We start from the raw sequence: 14,313 nt of genomic DNA, 5'->3' as shown, positions 1-14,313 counted from the left end.
CGCACTGCCTGCCCTGAGCCCGGCGACGGAGAAGTTTCATTTACCGAAAGACAGTCCCACGGCCATTCGCGTCACCCCCCTCCCCAAACCCGCTACGGACACCGTGGCTGCGAAATGTGCAGCCGGGTGCCGCGTGCGCTGACGTCTCCGGGCAGGTGGCTTTGCCGTGATTATGTACCTGCTCATGGCCCTGACAGCCGCGGTCGTGAGCTATGCGGCGACGTGGGGGGCCCGCCTGGTCGGCAACAAGCTGGAACTGTTCTCGCCCATCCGCAGCCGCGACATGCATTCCACCCCGATCTCCAGGCTCGGCGGCCTGGGCATCTTTGCCGGATTCCTCGTCGCGCTGCTCATCGCCAGCAAGTCCTTCTTCGTCAAGGACATCTTCCGGAACAACGACGCGCCCTGGGGGATCCTGGCGGGTGCGGCCGTGATTGTGCTGGTGGGAGTGGCAGATGACCTGCTGGACCTGCGCTGGTGGGTGAAGCTGATCGGCCAAAGCGCCGCAGCGCTCGTCGTGGCGATCTGGGGTGTCCGGATGACAATCATCCCTTTCATCCCCGAGCCAATCGTGGTCGAGAACCCGACGCTGGTCATCATCCTGACAGCCGGGCTGATCGTGACCACCATGAACGCTTTCAACTTCATCGACGGCCTGGACGGCCTGGCCGCAGGGGTCGCGATCATCGGGGGTGCGGCATTTTTCCTCACGGCCTACTGGGTGCACCGCAACTCGGACGTGCTGGACAAGTCCGATCTTGCGACACTGCTGACCGCCGTGCTGGTCGGCAGCTGCGTCGGCTTCCTGCCGCACAACTGGTTTCCGTCGAAGATCTTCATGGGCGATTCCGGGGCCATGCTGATCGGCCTGCTGATGGCCTCGGCCGGTGTCGTGTCCACCGGGCAGATCGGCTCCGGGCTCTACGACCGTGCCAACGGTATCCCCACCATCATCCCGATTCTCCTGCCCTTCGCCGTGCTGTTCCTGCCGCTGCTGGACTTGAGCTTGGCGGTGGTGCGGCGCACGGCCCTGGGCCGTTCGCCGTGGTCTGCCGACCGCGGACACCTGCACCATAAACTCCTGGACATCGGGTACTCGCACCGGGGTGCGGTGGTACTGATGTACCTGTGGACCTGCATCCTGGCCTTCGGGGGACTGGCCTTTGCCATCTTCCCCTGGCAGATCGTGGTGGCCGTCGACGCGGCAGCCACCGCCATCATGGCCGTGGTGACGGCCTGGCCCTACCTCCGCCAGCGCGCCCCCGGACAGGTGACAGGGACGCAGGAGTGAACCGCGGAAATGTACAGCGGACCGGGATGCTGACACCCTTTTCCGAATAATTTCTATCTGCTGTAGAATTCAGGAGCGGCCAGTCGCCGCGCCATCCTGACCAGCACCCACCCCCGACGATTGGGATCTTATGACCTCCGACGCCGATCCCGGACCCGCGTCCGGCACCGGACCTGTTGGTGTCTCCGGCCCCACAAAGTCCCTGTGGTTACGGTTGCTGGCCATGAGTTCAGCCGTTGCAGGCGGCGCCTTGGTGCTGGCAGGAAATGCCGCCTTCCTGTTCAACGGCGCGTCCGGCATGTTGTCGTGCGTTTTCGGGGGAGCCCTGGTGATGGCGTTTTTCGCCATCAGTCTGCTGATCGGCCACATAGCGGGGCGCAACAACCCCTCCGGAGCCATCGGCCTCTTCGTCGCGACCTACTTCGTCAAGGTCGTCGGGTTTGCCGTCGTTCTTTTCGCCATTGGGGCGCCGGCGTGGCTGCACGGCCGCTGGTTCCTGATCGGCGCCGTCGTGACCGTGGTGTTCTGGCAGGCGGCAGAGATCTATGGCTTCAGCAAGGCGCGGCTTCAGATCTATAACGACCCCGAAAACACAGAAGGCGGCACCGATGTTTAGCCGCAAAGCCGGACGCAAAACCAAGCCCGGAACCAAGCCCGATGCCCCCAAAACCACGGCCGGCGCCCCCGGTGTATCCGAGAACGGCAGGGACGGCGGATACAACGCCGGGATAGCCGTCTTCAGCTACATTGTTGGCGGAATCGTCGTCTGGAGTTTGATAGGGTGGGGTCTGGATAATCTGTGGGGAACCCGCTGGATTGTGCTCGCAGGCGCTCTGCTTGGAGCCGCGGGAGGGTTCTATCTTTCTCATATGCACGGCCTCACCAGTTCGGCTAATTCGGCTGGCGGGGACAATGCTGCACGTGGCCCGTCCAAGGACGAGGAACAGTAATGCCAAACAATTTCACAGGGGGAATGGCTGACAGGAATGTCGCCGGTCCCCGACCAACGCCCAATGATGGACACTGCAGAGAGGAAACGCGTTGATCGCGCTTGCGCTCCCGGCCCAAAATTCAGGAGAGTTCACTCCTCCTGGAATTGAAGAACTGCACCTGCCGGCAATCCTGCCGTGGGGCGCGGCAGACGGATTCTCCAAGCAGATGCTGCTGGTAATCCTGTCGGTCGTTATTATCGCCACATTCTTTCTGCTAGCTGCGCGGAAGCAGCAGCTGGTTCCCGGCAAACTGCAGTTCGCAGGCGAGATGGCCTATGGCTTCGTCCGCAACAGCATTGCCAAGGACATCATCGGCGGCAAAGACTTCATGAAGTTCGTCCCGCTGCTGTTCAGCCTCTTCTTCTTCATCCTGGTGAACAACATCTACGGCGCGATCCCCTTGATCCAGCTGCCGAGCTTCTCGCACGTCGGCGGAGCCTATGTGCTCGCAGCGATCGTGTATGTCACCTGGATCGGCATCGGCATCAAGAAGAACGGCCTCAGGTATTTCAAGCTGGCCACCGTTCCTTCCGGCGTTCCGTGGTACATCCTGCCGATTGTGATCCCGATCGAGATCATCTCCAACTTCCTGGTCCGTCCCGTCACGCACAGCCTCCGTCTGTTCGCCACCATGCTGGCCGGCCACCTCATCGTCATGATCGCGGGATCCGGAATCGAATTCCTCGTCATGCAGGAGAGCGTGCTCCTGAAGGGCGCCTCCGTACTCGTACTGGCCGGCTCGATCGCCATGTACATGCTGGAAGCGCTGATCATGGCGCTGCAGGCCTACGTCTTCACGCTGCTGACCGCCATCTACATCGAAGGCGCCCTGCACGCGGACAGCCACTAGGCACCCACAAACTTCCCCTCGCGGGGACGAAGCAACCAAACAACCTGCCACATAGATGGCATCTTGAAAGGAAAAAAATGGAAGGCTCCATCAACGGCTCCCTCAACCTCATCGGCTACGGCCTCTCCGCCATCGGCGGTGGTATCGGTGTTGGTCTCGTATTCGCTGCCTACATCAACGGTGTGGCACGCCAGCCGGAAGCGCAGCGCGTACTGCAGCCGATTGCATTCCTTGGCCTCGCGCTGACTGAAGCCCTCGCCATCCTCGGCCTGGTCTTCGCCTTCGTTCTCAAGTAAACCTTCAGAACCAAGCGAACATCCAGAACCGAGTAGATAAGGACGGGTGAATTATGCATCAAATGATCATCTCAGCCGCCACAGAAGGCGCCGAGGCGGCCAACCCGCTCGTTCCCAATCCCTGGGAAATGGGCGTCGTCCTCGCCGGCTTTGTTGTCCTCTTTTACATCGTGGTCAAGTTTGTTGTCCCGATGTTCGAGAAGACCTTCGCAGAGCGTGCCGAGGCCATTGAAGGCGGCATTGCCAAGGCTGAAAAGGCCCAGGCAGAGGCATCCGCCGCCCTCGAAGAGTACAAGCAGCAGCTCACTGATGCCCGTGCCGAGGCCAACCGCATCCGCGAGGAAGCCCGTGCCGAAGGCGCTCAGATCCTGGCGGATCTGAAGGAGAAGGCAGCTGCAGAGTCTGCCCGTATCACGGCGCAGGCACACGCGGCGATCCAGTCCGAGCGTCAGGCGGCCGTAGTGTCCCTCCGCGCGGAGGTAGGCACGCTGGCCACCACCCTGGCAGGTCGCATCGTCGGCGAGGCGCTCAGCGATGACGCGCGTTCGGCCCGTGTGGTTGACCGCTTCCTGGCAGATCTGGAGACCCAGAACGCAGGTGCAGCCAAGTAATGGCAGGTGTATCGAGCGAATCGCTGGCCGCAGCCCTGGTGTCGCTGGAAGCCAAGCTTCCTGGCACATCGCTGCAGTTGGCTAAGGACCTCTTCGGAATCCTGGGAACGGTGGACAGCTCGGCTGGCTTGCGCCGCGCCCTGACTGACCCGTCCCGTAGCGGTGACGAAAAGTCGGCGCTGGTCAAGCAGCTCTTCGGCGGAAAAGTCTCCGCGGATGCTGCGGAAATTGCGAGCGGACTGGCCAGCTCACGCTGGGCAGCGGCACGGGATATCGGCGATGCACTCGAGACTCTTGCCGCTTCGGTGGTAATCGCCGTTGCTGAAAACAAGTCGGCCATCTCTGCCTCGGGAATCAGCGGCCTGGAAGCGCTGGAGAACGATCTGTTCGCCTTCAGCCAGGCCGTCGAGTCAAACCACGAGGTACAGCGTGCCCTGTCAGAGCCGCAGGCGAGCCCGGCTGCCAAGATTTCCCTCGCCGAAAAGCTTGTTCCCGGTGCAAGCGAGGAAGCGAAAGTCCTTATCGGACAGGCAGTCTCGCAGCCCCGCGGCCTCAAGGTCACCAAGCTCGTGCGTCGTTTCGCTGAGCTTGCAGCAAAGCGCCAGCAGCGCTGGATTGCTACGGTCGGCGTCACCCGTCCGCTGACGGAGACACAGGCCAGTCGCTTGCACGCGGCTCTGAACGCCCTTTACGGGCGAGAGCTTAAGATCAACATGAACGTTGACCCGGAGCTGATCGGTGGCATCCGGATCCAGGTTGGTGACGAAGTGGTTGACGCTTCGGTTGTTGCCCGCCTGGGCCAGCTTCACCGTCAGCTTGCTTAGCTAGCCGGACAAGCACAACTTAACGAAACGAAACCCCGGTCATCGTGAGCAACGATGATCACGAAAACAGGAGAGCAGGGACTGCAGATGGCCGAATTGACCATCAACGCCGACGACGTCCGTATTGCGTTGAACGAGTTCGCGGCGTCCTACGAACCCGGAAACGCAGAGCGCGTAGAGGTCGGCCGTGTAACAACCGCAGGTGACGGCATCGCCCGTGTTGAGGGCCTTCCCTCGGTCATGGCGAACGAGCTGCTTCGCTTCGAAGACGGCACGCTGGGCCTGGCCCAGAACCTCGACGTCCGCGAGATCGGCGTCATCATCCTCGGTGACTTCACCGGAATCGAAGAAGGCCAGGAAGTTCACCGCACCGGACAGGTTCTGTCTGTGCCGGTGGGCGACGCCTTCCTCGGCCGTGTTGTTGACCCGCTGGGCGAGCCCATTGACGACCTCGGCGAAATCAAGACCACCGAAACCCGTGCACTGGAACTCCAGGCGCCCGGCGTGACCCAGCGCAAGTCGGTCCACGAGCCGATGCAGACCGGCCTCAAGGCTATCGACGCCATGATCCCGATCGGCCGCGGCCAGCGTCAGCTGATCATCGGTGACCGCCAGACCGGCAAGTCGGCAATTGCCATCGACACGATCATCAACCAGAAGGCCAACTGGGCTTCGGGAGACGTCAAGAAGCAGGTGCGCTGCATCTACGTGGCCATCGGCCAGAAGGCATCCACGATCGCAGCTGTCCGGCAGACCCTCGAGGACAACGGCGCACTGGAGTACACGACCATCGTGGCTTCCCCCGCGTCCGACCCCGCGGGCTTCAAGTACCTGGCACCGTACGCCGGCTCGGCAATCGGCCAGCACTGGATGTACGGCGGCAAGCACGTCCTCATCGTCTTCGATGATCTCTCCAAGCAGGCCGAAGCCTACCGCGCTGTGTCGCTGCTGCTCCGCCGCCCGCCGGGACGCGAAGCCTACCCGGGTGACGTCTTCTACTTGCACTCCCGCCTGCTGGAGCGTTGTGCCAAGCTCTCCGACGAACTCGGTGCAGGTTCGATGACCGGCCTGCCGCTCATCGAGACCAAGGCAAACGACGTTTCCGCCTACATCCCGACCAATGTGATCTCCATTACCGATGGCCAGATCTTCCTGCAGTCGGACCTCTTCAACGCCAACCAGCGTCCCGCTGTTGACGTGGGCGTGTCCGTCTCCCGTGTTGGTGGCGCCGCCCAGGTCAAGTCCATGAAGAAGGTCTCCGGTACCTTGAAGCTGGAACTGGCCCAGTACCGGGACATGCAGGCGTTCGCCATGTTCGCGTCGGACCTCGACGCCGCATCGCGCCAGCAGCTGACCCGCGGAGCACGCCTGATGGAACTGCTCAAGCAGGGCCAGTACTCGCCGTTCCCGGTTGAGAACCAGGTCGTCTCCATCTGGGCCGGCACCAACGGCCACCTCGACGAGGTTCCGGTTGAGGACATCAACCGCTTCGAGACCGAGTTCCTGGAGCACCTCAAGCACAAGTCCTCCATCCTGACGACGCTGGCCCAGACCAACGTCATGGACGATGACACTGCGGAAGCACTGAAGACCGCGATCGTGGACTTCAAGAAGGGCTTCTTCGGCGAGGGGGACAGCTACCTGGTAGGTGCGGGGCACGAGGAGCACGCCCCCATCGACGAGGCGCAGGTCGACCAGGAAAAAATCGTCAAGCAGAAGCGCTAGTTTCGCTGGCAGGGACTGCCGGGGCCCCACCGGGTTCCGGCAGTCCCGGCCATCGGGATCTTAGGAAAGGATAAGTATGGGAGCCCAGATCCGGGTCTACCGCCAGAAGATCAGCTCGACGACGTCGATGCGCAAGATCTTCAAGGCGATGGAACTGATCGCTACCTCGCGCATCGGCAAGGCCCGCGCACGCGTAGCAGCTTCACTGCCTTACGCAAACGCGATCACGCGTGCCGTTTCTGCTGTCGCAAGCCAGAGCGAAATCGACCACCCGCTGACCACCGAGCCGGAGCAGATCCGCCGGGCCGCCGTCCTGGTAATCACCTCGGACCGTGGCCTCGCAGGTTCTTACTCGGCGAGCGTGCTCAAGCAGGCGGAAGGCCTCAACGAGCTGCTTCACGGGGAAGGCAAGGAAGTCAAGACGTACCTGGTGGGCCGCAAGGCACAGGCGTACTTCGACTTCCGGAACCGTCCTTACGAGCGGGTATGGACCGGCGGCACGGACTCCCCGGAGTTCATTACCGCGCAGGAAGTCGGCGAGGCACTGCTGGCTGATTTTGCGGCTGCCTATGAAGAGGGCGGCGTCGACGAGATCCATGTCGTGTACACCCGCTTCAAGTCGATGGTTGTCCAGGAGCCGACGGTTGTCCGTCTCCTCCCGCTCGAGGTGGTTGAAGAGAAGGCGTCCGAATCGGACCTCCTTCCGCTCTACGAATTCGAGCCGGAAACGGAGCAGGTTCTCGATGCTCTGTTGCCGCGCTACATCGAATCACGGATCTTCGCCGCCATGTTGCAGGCAGCAGCTTCGGAGCTCGCTTCCCGCCAGCGGGCGATGAAGTCCGCCGGCGACAACGCCACGGACCTCATCAAGAAGTACACGCGTCTGCGCAACACTGCCCGCCAGGCTGAAATTACGCAGGAGCTTTCCGAAATCGTGGCCGGCGCCGACGCCTTGAACGCGTCCTAGCCAGCACGGTTCGGATCCAGCTGTACCTGCACCAAAGAATGAATTTAACCCCCACGCCATCTACTGAGTGAAGTGAGAGAGATGACTGCCACTGCTACCGAACACGTAGCCGCAACGACCGGTGCTACCGGCCGTATTGCACGTGTTATTGGCCCGGTTGTCGACGTCGAATTCCCGGCTGACGCAATCCCCTCGATTTACCACGCCCTCACCACCGAGATTACTCTCTACGGTGAGACCAAGACCATCACGTTCGAGGTCGCCCTGCACCTCGGTGACAACGTCATCCGCGCCATCGCCCTGCAGGCAACCGACGGCCTGGTCCGCGGCACCGCTGTGGTGGACACGGGAGCCCCCATCTCCGTGCCCGTCGGCGACGTCGTCAAGGGTCACATCTTCAACGTCCTGGGACAGCCGCTTGACGTGCCCGCGTCCGAACTCGAGATCACCGAACGCTGGCCGATCCACCGCAAGGCTCCCGCCTTCGCGACGCTCGAGGGTTCCACCGAGATGATGGAAACCGGCATCAAGGTGATCGACCTTCTTACCCCGTACATCAAGGGTGGCAAGATCGGTCTGTTCGGTGGTGCCGGTGTCGGCAAGACCGTGCTGATCCAGGAAATGATCACCCGTGTTGCCCGCAACTTCGGTGGCACCTCGGTGTTCGCCGGTGTCGGCGAGCGTACCCGTGAAGGCAACGACCTCTGGGTTGAAATGGAAGAGGCAGGCGTCCTCAAGGACACCGCCCTTGTATTCGGCCAGATGGATGAGCCGCCGGGAACGCGTCTGCGTGTGGCACTGTCCGCACTGACCATGGCGGAGTACTTCCGCGATGTGCAGAACCAGGACGTGCTGCTCTTCATCGACAACATCTTCCGCTTCACCCAGGCAGGTTCCGAGGTTTCCACCCTCCTCGGCCGCATGCCGTCGGCCGTGGGCTACCAGCCCAACCTGGCAGACGAGATGGGTCTCCTCCAGGAGCGCATCACGTCCACCAAGGGCCACTCCATCACTTCGATGCAGGCCATCTACGTCCCCGCAGATGACTACACCGACCCGGCTCCGGCCACGACCTTCGCACACCTCGACGCGACCACGGAACTTTCCCGTGAAATCGCCTCCCGTGGTCTGTACCCGGCCGTTGACCCGCTGGCGTCGACCTCCCGCATCCTGGATCCGCAGTACATCGGCAACGACCACTACAACACGGCCGTCCGCGTGAAGCAGATCCTGCAGAAGAACAAGGAACTCCAGGACATCATCGCCATCCTCGGCGTTGACGAACTCTCCGAAGAGGACAAGATCGTCGTGTCGCGTGCACGCCGCATCCAGCAGTTCCTCTCACAGAACACCTACACCGCCAAGCAGTTCACCGGCGTCGAGGGCTCCACCGTTTCCATCAAGGACACGGTCGAAGGCTTCACCGCGATCTGCGACGGCGACCTCGACCACGTTGCAGAGCAGGCGTTCTTCAACATCGGCGGCCTGGACGATGTCGAGCGCCAGTGGGCCAAGATCCAGGAACAGACCAAGTAATATGGCTGAGCTTGAGGTTGAGATTGTCGCAGCGGACCACTTCGTGTGGTCCGGAGCGGCCAAGATGGTCAAGGCCCGCACCAGCGATGGTGAAATCGGAATCCTGCCCGGCCACTCGCCCCTGCTGGCGATTCTGGCCGAAGGTGAACTGGCAATCCAGCCGGTGTCCGGTGACCGCATTGCCGTAGTTGTCGACGGCGGGTTCTTCTCGGTCGATAACAACCGGGTCGTCATTGTTGCCGACAACGCCCAAATGGGTGACGCGGCTACTGCGGGGATCCGCTAGCACGACCTGATGAACGTTCCTGGTTTTCCGTTCATCGTCCTGGCAACGATCTTTGCGTTGCTGGTACTTGCACTGTGCCTTTCGGGGGTGCGCCGCTTCAATCTGCGGCGTGCCCTCGGCACGGTGGACGCCTCCATTTGCACGGCTGGAAACAGTTGGCAGATGGGGGTTTGTCGTTATCAGGACAACGAGCTGGAGTGGTTCCGGCTGGCCTCGCTCAGCACGCGGCCCAAGCACACCTTCCGCCGCAGCTCGCTTGAACTGCTGGGACGGCGCAGGCCCACGGAGTCCGAACTCGTGAAGGTCCAGCCGGACGCGGTGATCGTTGAACTCCGTCATGAAGGCCAGGACGTCCTGCTCGCGATGAAGTTCGACGCCTACACCGGCCTGTCCTCCTGGCTCGAGGCGGGACCGGTCATTGGCGTCGGCACCTGGCGCTAGCCCCGGTGGACTTCATTGAAGACCTCAGGCTTGTTGACGGCCCGGTGCTGTGGTCTGCCTGGGCCGCCGGCGCTGCCGGCCTGCTCTATCTGCTCTGGTGGCGTTCAGAGGCGTCCTGGACTCGACGCGCGCTCGGGGCAGGCGCCGCCGCCCTCGTCTCCGCCCTGCTCGCTGCCGCCCTCGTGGCCGGCGTGCACTGGCTGCTGATCTACGTTTTCTCGGTCTTTCCCGACGTACTTCCGCTGGATGTCCTCGCCTGGTCAGTTCCCGCCGTCGCTGCCGCGCTGTTATTGCTCCTTCATCTCCGGAGGACCTGGGGAGCGGAGCGCGCCGCGCGGCCCTGGCGGAAAACCGCCGCCGCGACGGCTGCCGTCCTGGGCGTCGTGTCGCTTTCCGCAGTTCAGATCAACGACTATTTCGGGCTGAACCACACCGTCAGCGATCTGACCGGCACGGCCGTGGCCCGGATCCAGCCGCTGGAGGACAGCCTGAAGCGCGCCCCCGCGGCACCCTCCGGCGTGAGCCTGTCCCGCTGGCAAGCGCCGGCAGGCCTTCCTGACGGCGGCGGGTTCTGGCGGGCCTCGATCCCCGGTACGGACTCTGGCTTCCAGAGCCGCGCGGCGTACATCTATCTTCCGCCGGCCTATCAGGCGTCCCCGCGGCCGGCATTGCCCGTGCTGGTGCTTTTTTCCGGGCAACCGGGGGCTCCGGGCGACTGGCTTACCGGGGGCGCGCTCCGCAGCCGGATGGACCGCTTCGCGGCTGCGCACCAGGGCGTGTCGCCGGTGGTGGTGGTGGTCGATCCGAACGGCTCCGCCTCGGGCAACACGATGTGCATGGACAGCAGGATCGCCCAGGCTGACACCTTTCTGTCCCAGGATGTCCCGGCCTGGATCAGCCAGACGCTCGACGTCGATCAGGACCACCGGCAGTGGGCCGTCGGCGGATTCTCCTTCGGAGGCACCTGCGCCATGCAGATGGTGACCCGCCATCCGGAGATCTACAGCGCCGCGCTGGCCTTCTCGAGCGAAAAGGAACCGGCCATTGCCAAGGAGCGCGACAAGACAATCGGCGCCTCTTTCGGCGGCGATGCCGAAGCCTTCGACCGCCTGACGCCGTTGCGCCTGATGGCGGAGCGCCGCTTCGAGGGGGACGCCATCTACTTTGCGGCCGGTGCCCGCGATTCCGAGTTCATCGGCTATATGGACGTGCTCTCAGATGCGGCGCGGACAGCCGGCTTCACCGTGGAAACCCGCAGGATCGCCAACGCGGGGCATTCGTGGCAGACGGCCTCCAGCGGGCTGCCCGGCGGCCTCGATTTCCTGGCGGCGCGTTGGGGAATCCAGCCATGAGGCCGGTAGCTGCCACCGGAGGGCAACTGGGGGCGGGGCAGGGCGGGGCGTCGCTCGGGGGAGTTTCGCGGCAGTGGCTGCGCGGGGTCCTGGCGCACTTCCGGGCCGTACCGTTCACGCTCGCGGTCCTCGGCGTCTTCCTCGTCACCGGGGCGGTCACGGGCAGTTTCCTCTCCGGGCCGCCGGAGCCGCTGCTTAACGTGGCCTCCGTCAGCGCCCCGGGCCTGAAGGCGGGCCATTGGTGGTCCTTGTTCACCTCGCTGTTCTTCGCGACCAACCTGCTGGCCTATCTCTCGGCCGCGCTCATGATCCTGCTGCTGCTGGGCCTCGCCGAACGGCGGCTCGGTTCGAGGCGCACGGCCGCGTTTTTCTTTGCCGGCCAGTTTGCCGCCGTGACCCTGTTCCTGCTGTTGACCCAGCTCGCCCGCTATGCCGGCGACGGCTGGCTGGGCCTCATGGTCGACGCCGGGCTGATCGGCCCCTATGCCGCGGTCCTCGCCGTCTCACTGGCCTCCAGCGGTCTGCTGCCCACGCTCTGGCAGCGCCGGCTGCGGACCGCCGTGGTCTCGGCCTCGCTCCTGCTGGTGCTGTACGTGGGTCACCCGGAAACAATCGTCGGGCTCGCGGGTGCGCTGGCAGGGATGGCGGCGGGCTGGTGGATCCAGGGCGACAAGGGCACTCTCCACCGCCACCGCTCGACCGGGCGCGAGACCCGCAACCTGCTGGCCCTCACCGTGGCGATCTTCGCCGTCGGACCCATCCTCACCGCCGCGGTGAGGAGCCCCACCGGGCCCCTGGCCCTGTTGCGGGATGTTGTCCTGAACCCCCTGCCCACGCTGAGCCAGCTGGAGCAGAACTGCGGCGGCACCATCGACGTCGGATGCCTCGAGGTCGGCCGGGCGGGCTTCGCCGGCCCGCTGGGCCTCGCGCTGGCGGTAGTGCCCGTGGTGCTTTTGCTCATCTGCGCGGACGGCATGCGGCACGGCCGCCGGGTCGCCCTCCGGATCGCCGTGATCGTCCAGCTCGCGGTGACGGCGATGGCGGCGGTGTACCTCGCCCTGTTTGCCCGGATTCCGCACTACCCGAACAGCCGGCCCCATACCGCCGTGATGGGGTCCGGGTTTGTCCACGTGCTGCCACTCGTAGCGGTCCCGCTGCTGCTGGTTGTGCTGCTCTGGGCCAACCGCCGGCAGTTCCGCGTCGAGACCACCCCCCGGGCCCGTCGCACCCTCGGCGTGGTGGTGGGCGGCACCTGGCTGCTGCTGGCGGCCGGCTACACCGCGGCCTGGCTCGCCGCGGGAGGCATGGACCGCGACGGCGGCCTGCAGGGACTGGCCGCCGAGCTGGCCCGGCAGTACCTGCCGCTTCCGATCCCCGGTGCCTACAACCGCATCTTCCAGAACCGCAACGCCCTCGAGGCCTTCCTCTTCGCATACTCCGGCATCATGTTCTGGGTTGTTGCCCTGGCCGCGGTGTGGCTGGTCCTGCTGCGCCGGCTGCACCGCACCGATGCAGGCTCGGGGGACCGGGACGTGGCCCGCGGCCTGATCCGGCAGGGTGGCGACGCGCTGTCCTGGATGGCTCTCTGGGAACCGAACAAGTACTGGTTCGCTCCGGACCGGCGCAGCGGGGTCGCCTACCAGCAACACGGCAATGTCGCGCTGACCCTTGCCGGCCCGTTCGGCCCGGCCGCGCTGCACCAGGACACGGCAACCGGGTTCATGCGCTATTGCGCGGAGCACGCCCTCATTCCGTGCTTCTACTCCTGCACGGACGGGCTGTGGCCGACCCTTGAGTCGCGCGGCTTCCGCCGGGTGGCCGTGGCCCAGGAAACCAGGCTGGCCGTGCGCGAACTCGAGTTCAAGGGCAAGGAATGGCAAAACGTCCGGACCGCCCTGAACCGGGCCGCAAAGACGGGCGTTCAGGCGGTCTGGGGCCGCTACAGCGACTTCCCGGTGCCGCTGCGCGCCCAGCTGAGCGAGGTCTCCGAAGAATGGGCTGCGCAGAAGTCAGTCCCCGAGATGGGCTTCACCCTGGGGGGAATTGACGAACTCGACGACGACGATGTGCTTTGCTGCCTTGCGGTGGATGCCGACGGGCAGGTGCAGGGCGTCACCAGCTGGTTGCCGGTGTATGAGGACGGAAACCTCGTGAGCTGGACCCTGGACTTCATGCGCAGGCGCGGCGAGGCGTTCCCCGGCGTGATGGAGTTCCTGATCGCCTCCGCCGTGCAGGAGCTGCGGAGCTCGGTGGAGGTAATTTCGCTGTCCGGATCGCCGCTCGCCAAGGAGGCGGCCGCCAGCAAACCCGAAGGCCTGGCGGGGATCCTGGACGTGGTGGGCTTGGCGCTGGAACCGGTCTATGGATTCCGTTCCCTCGCCACGTTCAAATCAAGGTTTAAACCCGACTACCGTACCCTTTACCTCTATTACCAGGACCCGCTGCAGTTGCCTGCCATCGGACGGGCCCTGAGCCGGGCCTACCTTCCCGGCCTGTCGGTGCGGCAGAGCGCGCGGCTGCTCCGGACCCTCGTGCGCTAATTGCGCGACCGGGCCCCATTGCGGGCCGGGTCATTCCGCGCTGTCCGGCGGGAATGCGAATTGAGACTTCGTTCAACAGGCGTTCAACGAGGTGTTCAAAGAGGCCAAAAAATGATCCCCGGCACTAATGCCGGGGATCATTTCCGCTCGGAGCCTGCCTCAGGCAGTTCCCCGTGCGCGACTAGAAGTGCGTGACTAGACGAGCGTAACGCCGGTAGCCTGGGGGCCCTTGGCGCCCTGGCCGATTTCGAACTGAACGCGAGCGTTCTCGTCGAGGGTCTTGAAGCCACCGGTCTGGATCTCGGAGTAGTGAACGAAGACATCGCCATCGGAGTCATCCGGGGTGATGAAGCCGAAGCCCTTTTCAGCGTTGAACCACTTGACGGTTCCCTGTGCCATTGTATTTCTCCTCATTGTGGATCTTGTTTAAGTCCGGCACACTTCGCGCCGGACTTGGTCACTCTGCGAGAAGAACCTTGGCTTTCGGACCGGGACAACCGGGCTTCGGCGGCAGGAGCTTCACGCTCGCAACATGTCTTGCGAGCATGAAAAAACACCTACACAAAGACTCGTATAAGAATTTCATGCCAGTTGCGTCAGGT

General features: G+C 63.9%; 15 protein-coding genes. 14 read left to right on the top strand and 1 reads right to left on the bottom strand.

All coding sequences use genetic code 11. From position 1 onward, the window contains the following. Nucleotides 1-166 precede the first annotated feature (166 nt). From ACQCSU_RS05080 to ACQCSU_RS05015, 14 genes are all read left to right on the top strand, one after another. Nucleotides 167-1,291: an MraY family glycosyltransferase gene (locus ACQCSU_RS05080; RefSeq protein ID WP_426978600.1), complete on the top strand. Its 1,125-nt coding sequence runs from the start codon at nucleotides 167-169 to the stop codon at nucleotides 1,289-1,291. A gap of 130 nt (nucleotides 1,292-1,421) precedes the next feature. Continuing rightward, nucleotides 1,422-1,907, top strand: coding sequence for a hypothetical protein (locus tag ACQCSU_RS05075; protein WP_426978599.1), 486 nt, complete (start codon nucleotides 1,422-1,424; stop codon nucleotides 1,905-1,907). Next, the gene (locus ACQCSU_RS05070) at nucleotides 1,900-2,241 is read left to right on the top strand and encodes a hypothetical protein (protein ID WP_426978598.1); all 342 of its coding nucleotides are present in this window, start codon (nucleotides 1,900-1,902) and stop codon (nucleotides 2,239-2,241) included. Before ACQCSU_RS05075 ends, ACQCSU_RS05070 begins: the two co-directional genes overlap by 8 nt. A 91-nt stretch (nucleotides 2,242-2,332) precedes the next feature. Next, nucleotides 2,333-3,133, top strand: coding sequence for a F0F1 ATP synthase subunit A (gene atpB, locus ACQCSU_RS05065; protein ID WP_426978597.1), 801 nt, complete (start codon nucleotides 2,333-2,335; stop codon nucleotides 3,131-3,133). A 77-nt stretch (nucleotides 3,134-3,210) separates the two neighbouring features. After that, complete coding sequence (gene atpE / locus ACQCSU_RS05060) at nucleotides 3,211-3,429, top strand: ATP synthase F0 subunit C (protein WP_003804776.1); 219 nt, start codon at nucleotides 3,211-3,213, stop codon at nucleotides 3,427-3,429. Between the two features lie 53 nt (nucleotides 3,430-3,482). After that, entirely contained in the window at nucleotides 3,483-4,040 is a 558-nt protein-coding gene (locus ACQCSU_RS05055) for a F0F1 ATP synthase subunit B (RefSeq protein WP_426978596.1), read from the top strand. Continuing rightward, nucleotides 4,040-4,864 (top strand): F0F1 ATP synthase subunit delta, encoded by an 825-nt coding sequence (locus ACQCSU_RS05050; protein ID WP_426978594.1) that lies wholly within the window; start codon nucleotides 4,040-4,042, stop codon nucleotides 4,862-4,864. Before ACQCSU_RS05055 ends, ACQCSU_RS05050 begins: the two co-directional genes overlap by 1 nt. Nucleotides 4,865-4,951: 87 nt before the next feature. After that, nucleotides 4,952-6,589 (top strand): F0F1 ATP synthase subunit alpha, encoded by a 1,638-nt coding sequence (atpA, locus tag ACQCSU_RS05045; protein ID WP_426979717.1) that lies wholly within the window; start codon nucleotides 4,952-4,954, stop codon nucleotides 6,587-6,589. Nucleotides 6,590-6,665: 76 nt separating this feature from the next. Beyond that, the gene (locus ACQCSU_RS05040) at nucleotides 6,666-7,556 is read left to right on the top strand and encodes a F0F1 ATP synthase subunit gamma (RefSeq protein WP_426978593.1); all 891 of its coding nucleotides are present in this window, start codon (nucleotides 6,666-6,668) and stop codon (nucleotides 7,554-7,556) included. Nucleotides 7,557-7,637: 81 nt separating this feature from the next. Next, complete coding sequence (gene atpD / locus ACQCSU_RS05035; RefSeq protein ID WP_426978592.1) at nucleotides 7,638-9,092, top strand: F0F1 ATP synthase subunit beta; 1,455 nt, start codon at nucleotides 7,638-7,640, stop codon at nucleotides 9,090-9,092. Nucleotide 9,093: 1 nt separating this feature from the next. Beyond that, complete coding sequence (locus tag ACQCSU_RS05030) at nucleotides 9,094-9,378, top strand: F0F1 ATP synthase subunit epsilon (protein WP_069952229.1); 285 nt, start codon at nucleotides 9,094-9,096, stop codon at nucleotides 9,376-9,378. 9 nt (nucleotides 9,379-9,387) lie between these two features. After that, on the top strand, nucleotides 9,388-9,819 hold the full coding sequence (locus ACQCSU_RS05025) for a DUF2550 domain-containing protein (protein ID WP_426978591.1): 432 nt from the start codon (nucleotides 9,388-9,390) through the stop codon (nucleotides 9,817-9,819). Nucleotides 9,820-9,824: 5 nt separating this feature from the next. Next, on the top strand, nucleotides 9,825-11,171 hold the full coding sequence (locus ACQCSU_RS05020) for an alpha/beta hydrolase (protein ID WP_426978590.1): 1,347 nt from the start codon (nucleotides 9,825-9,827) through the stop codon (nucleotides 11,169-11,171). After that, nucleotides 11,168-13,711 (top strand): bifunctional lysylphosphatidylglycerol flippase/synthetase MprF, encoded by a 2,544-nt coding sequence (locus ACQCSU_RS05015; RefSeq protein ID WP_426978589.1) that lies wholly within the window; start codon nucleotides 11,168-11,170, stop codon nucleotides 13,709-13,711. The genes ACQCSU_RS05020 and ACQCSU_RS05015 overlap by 4 nt, the downstream gene beginning before the upstream one ends. Before the next feature lie 195 nt (nucleotides 13,712-13,906). Here ACQCSU_RS05015 and ACQCSU_RS05010 read toward each other — a convergent pair whose 3' ends face one another. After that, entirely contained in the window at nucleotides 13,907-14,110 is a 204-nt protein-coding gene (locus tag ACQCSU_RS05010; protein ID WP_024365900.1) for a cold-shock protein, read from the bottom strand. Nucleotides 14,111-14,313: the final 203 nt, after the last annotated feature.

Origin of the sequence: Pseudarthrobacter sp. O4, assembly GCF_050157025.1 — a bacterium.
Classification (GTDB): Bacteria; Actinomycetota; Actinomycetes; order Actinomycetales; family Micrococcaceae; genus Arthrobacter.
Note: the sequence above shows the minus strand (reverse complement) of the source record. Positions and strands in the feature narration are given on the sequence as shown.